This is a genomic window from Vibrio sp. Vb0937 (assembly GCF_033338855.1).
On the sequence record NZ_JAWOTK010000295.1, the window covers coordinates 1 to 1211 of the forward strand.

Here is a 1211-nt window from a genome sequence, read left to right on the forward strand (position 1 = left end):
CGGGTGACCTAACCGCGAAATTCTCGCGTATTGTGGGTGACCAAGGCCACGTTGTTCTGGCAGATATTAACAACTCAATGCTGAATGTTGGCCGCGATAAACTGCGCGATAACGGCATTGTGGGTAACGTACACTACGTACAAGCTAACGCAGAAGAACTGCCTTTCCCAGATGATTACTTCGATGTGATCACCATCAGCTTCTGTCTTCGTAACGTAACCGACAAAGACAAAGCACTGCGTTCAATGTTCCGCGTCCTCAAGCCAGGTGGTCGTCTATTGGTTTTGGAATTCTCTAAACCAGTTCTCGAACCACTATCAAAAGTGTACGACGCGTACTCATTCCACCTATTGCCAAAAATGGGCGAATTGGTCGCGAATGACGCAGAAAGCTACCGCTACCTTGCTGAATCTATTCGCATGCACCCAGACCAAGAAACACTGGAAGGCATGATGCAAGACGCTGGCTTCGAAAACACCAAATACTACAACCTAACGGGTGGTATTGTGGCGTTGCACCGTGGTTACAAATTCTAAGGGTTAACGGCATGCCATTTGAACCTCTTATCACTGCTGTCATTGAAACTTCGCTGAACACACTGATTAAAGACGATCCTGCATTGGGTCGTCGTTTAGCGCGTCTCAAGGGCCAAGTTATCCAAGTTCACCTCAAAGAAATCGACAAGACGCTGACGTTTGTTTTCAGTCAGCAGATTGATGTGCTGGGTAACTACGAAGGTCAGCCTGACTGCTATCTCTCGTTGAACTTGAGCGTGCTGCCTGAGCTGCGTGACCAAGCCAACATCACTCGCTTGATTAAGCAAGACAAGCTTGAACTTGAAGGTGATATTCAACTGGCGCAGAAATTTTCTCAGTTGATGACCGATTGCAAACCGGACATTGAAGAGTGGTTATCTCGCGTAACAGGCGATGTGGTTGCACACACTTTGGTACAAGGCACCAAAAACGTGGGTGGTTTCTTCGTTTCTCAAGCGGAAAAACATCAGCGTCACCTTGCTCAAGTGGTCACAGAAGAGTGGAAATTGGCACCCGCACCATTGGAAGTCGCGTATTTTTGCGATCAAGTGGATGAGGTACGCAGCCAAGCTTCTCGCGTTGAAGCGCGTCTCAATGCTCTATTGAGCAAAGTTGGTTCGGATAAGCCAGCGCTGGAGAAACCATGACGCCAGCAGAACTAAAGCGCTTATACCA

At 48.1% G+C, this 1211-nt stretch carries 2 protein-coding genes; both read left to right on the forward strand.

Annotated elements, in window-relative coordinates:
- Positions 1-536 (forward strand): class I SAM-dependent methyltransferase (locus R7P67_RS25190; RefSeq protein ID WP_318086369.1); only part of this gene is annotated, 536 nt, incomplete at its 5' end.
- 11 nt (positions 537-547) lie between these two features.
- Complete coding sequence (locus R7P67_RS25195) at positions 548-1183, forward strand: SCP2 domain-containing protein (RefSeq protein WP_005456848.1); 636 nt, start codon at positions 548-550, stop codon at positions 1181-1183.
- Positions 1184-1211 lie beyond the last annotated feature (28 nt).